This window comes from Mesorhizobium sp. M7A.F.Ca.CA.001.10.2.1 (genome assembly GCF_003998575.1).
Taxonomy (GTDB): Bacteria; Pseudomonadota; Alphaproteobacteria; order Rhizobiales; family Rhizobiaceae; genus Mesorhizobium.
On sequence record NZ_RZQY01000752.1, the window covers coordinates 1 to 2,691 of the forward strand.

2 protein-coding genes and 1 pseudogene are annotated in these 2,691 nt (G+C 63.4%); 1 reads left to right on the forward strand and 2 read right to left on the reverse strand.

Features of this window, described 5'->3' with window-relative positions; all coding sequences use genetic code 11:
- Positions 1 to 141: 141 nt before the first annotated feature.
- Positions 142 to 1,401, reverse strand: a complete 1,260-nt coding sequence (locus EN964_RS31135; protein WP_127269378.1) for an ABC transporter substrate-binding protein — start codon at positions 1,399 to 1,401, stop codon at positions 142 to 144.
- 2 nt (positions 1,402 to 1,403) lie between these two features.
- Entirely contained in the window at positions 1,404 to 2,363 is a 960-nt protein-coding gene (locus EN964_RS31140; RefSeq protein WP_127272472.1) for an N-acetylmuramic acid 6-phosphate etherase, read from the reverse strand.
- Between the two features lie 198 nt (positions 2,364 to 2,561).
- Here EN964_RS31140 and EN964_RS31145 point away from each other — a divergent pair.
- Positions 2,562 to 2,691, forward strand: a pseudogene (locus EN964_RS31145) (N-acetylglucosamine kinase); the annotation flags it as partial.

Sequence of the window (2,691 nt, forward strand, 5' to 3'; positions counted from 1 at the left end):
GGTCAAGGCAGCGCGCCATCGACATTTGACCGCGCTTTCCAGCAACGATCAAGTCGCGGCCTGCCTCCACCGACCCCCTCTGTCGCCTTCGGCGACATCTCCCCCTCGAGGGGGGAGATAAAGCAGCGCTCAGCCGAGCTCTTACTTGGCCGGCTTGTACCAGCTGTCGAGACCGGTCTGCAGCTTCTTGGCCGCGGCTTCCGGCGTATCGGTGCCGTTGATGACGTTGGCCGATTCAACCCAGGTCTCGTTCTCGAGGTTCGGCGTGCCACGCGACAGGATCTGGTAGGTCGAGCGGATGGTCGACTTGCACTTGCCGCGCCAGGAGACGAATTCCTGCGCCAGCGGGTCTTCCATCTTCACCGGCGAGGAGTTCAGGCTGAAGAAGCCCGGCAGCGCGTTGGCGTAGATGGTGGCGAAGTCGGGCGAGGCGACCCAGGACAGGAAGGTCTTGGCCGCATCGGCGTTCTTCGAAGCCGCGTTCAGGCCCATGCCGATATCGGTATGGTCTGATATGTAGCAGGTGTCGCCGGCCTTCTCGACCGGCGGCGGGAAGGCGCCCATCTTGAACTGGGCCTGGGTGTTGAACAGGCCGATTTCCCACGAGCCGGCCGGGTAGATGGCGGCGCGGCCGAGCGTGAACAGGTTCTGGCTGTCCGGATAGGTCTGCGCCTCGAAGCCGTCGCCGAGATAAGGCTTCCACTTGGCCAGTTCCTCATACGGCGCGACCCAGTCCTTGTCGGTCAGCTTCTGCTCGCCCTTGATCAGTGCTGCGCGGCCGTCCTCGCCCTTCCAGTAGTTGGGGCCGATGTTCTGGTAGCCCATGGTCGCGGCTTCCCAGAGATCCTTGGTGCCCATCGCCATCGGGATGTAGGTGCCGTCGGCCTTGATCTTGTCGAGCGCGGCGAAGAACTCGTCGCGGGTCTCCGGCACCTTGATGCCGAGCTTGTCGAAGGCGTCCTTGTTGTAGATGAAGCCGTGGATGACCGAGGCCATCGGCACGCAGAAGCTCGCCTTGCCGTCGTCGGTCTGCCAGGCGGACTTTGCCACGGGCGAGAAGTTCTCCATGCCGGGCAGCGCCGAGAGATCGGCAAGGTTGCCCTTCTTGAACAGCTCGAGCGACTTGTCGAACGGGCGGCAGGTGATCAGGTCGCCCGCCGAGCCGGCGGCGAGCTTGGCGCCGAGCGCTGCGTCATATTCGGTCGGAGCCGAGGGCGCGAACACCACCTTGATGCCCGGGTTCTTGGCTTCGAAAGCCGGGAGCAGCTTGTCCTTCCAGATGGCAAGGTCGTCACCGCGCCAGCTTTCGATGTTGAGCGTTACGTCTGCGGCAGAAGCAACCCCGGCCGAGCCGAGAATGCTGGTGCCCAAAAGCAGTGCCGTCAGTAGTTTCGTTGTCATGCTCAGTCTCCCTGTTGACCTTTTTCAGGTTCGGTTTTGATGAGAACGGAGGCTTTTGAGCCCTTGCTCCCCTCTATAGCGGAAAGGGCCGGGCGCAGCTTCTGGCCGGCCTCTTCCAGTGTCTTCTGCGCCGCGTCGGTGCTGTCGGCGCCGGCGGCGAGCAGAATGGCGGTCTTGACCGCGCCGCCGCTCTTCTCGAGCAGGCGGGCCGCTTCGTCCGTGCCGCACCCGCTGACGGCGGCGACGATGCGCGCCGCGCGGCCGCGCAGCTTGATGTTGTCGGCCATCAGATTGACCATGTAGCCGTCATGCACATGGCCGAGATGGATGGCGGTCAGCGTCGACAGCATGTTGAGCGCGATCTTCTGGGCGGTGCCGGCGCCCATACGCGTGGAGCCGGCGATCAACTCCGGCGGCGTTTCGAGCAGGATGGCCACATCGGCCAGGCGCAGCAGCGCCGTGTTGCCGTTGTTGGCAATAGCGATTGTGGCGGCGCCCCGAAGCCGGGCGTCCTCGATGGCCCGCACGGCATAGGGCGTCGTGCCGCTGGCGGAAATAGCGATCAGGCAGTCGCCCTTGCCGAGGCCGGCCTCGGCGACCGCTGCCGCAGCCTCCTCGGTATCGTCTTCCGGCCCTCCGGCAAGCGTGCGGAAAGCGTCGTCGCCGCCAGCGATCAGGATAGCGATGCGGTCACGGTGAATGCCGAAGGTGCCCGGCAGTTCCAGCGCATCTGCCAGCGCCATCAGGCCTGAGCTGCCGGCCGCGGCGTAGGCAAGCTTGCCGCCGCTCTTCAGCCTGCCGGCGATGATCTCGGCGGCCCTGGCTATGGATGGAATGGCATGGCGCACGACCTTGGCGGCTTCGATCTGCGCATCGGCCAGATAGGAAAGGATGGCGTCCGGAGGCTGGATATCCAGCCCCTCGGCATTTTTGTGAAGCGCTTCGGTGCGCGTTTCGGCCATCCCGGTTCCTCCAATACCAGAACAATACCAAAAAAATACCACTTGTCCACACGCATTAACGAATTCGCTGGCCGGAAATCGCTGAGCCGGCGAAATTCATAGGATTTTCAATAAAATACGGCTTAATCTTTTTGAAACGGAAATTAACCCTTGGCTATTGGTATTTTATTGGTATTATCCGCCTGGAGGAGAAATCACGTGAATTTCGTGCTCGGAATCGATGGCGGCGGCACCAGCTGCAGGGCCGCCCTGGCAACGGCGGACGGCACGGTGATTGGCCGCGCAAAAAGCGGCGCCGCCAACATCCGCACCGACTTGACCGGCGCCC

Bases quoted from the DNA above. Each gene is read 5' to 3' on its own strand.
- EN964_RS31135 (WP_127269378.1), bottom strand. From the start codon at position 1,401: ATGACAACGAAACTACTGACGGCACTGCTTTTGGGCACCAGCATTCTC.
- EN964_RS31140 (WP_127272472.1), bottom strand. From the start codon at position 2,363: ATGGCCGAAACGCGCACCGAAGCGCTTCACAAAAATGCCGAGGGGCTG.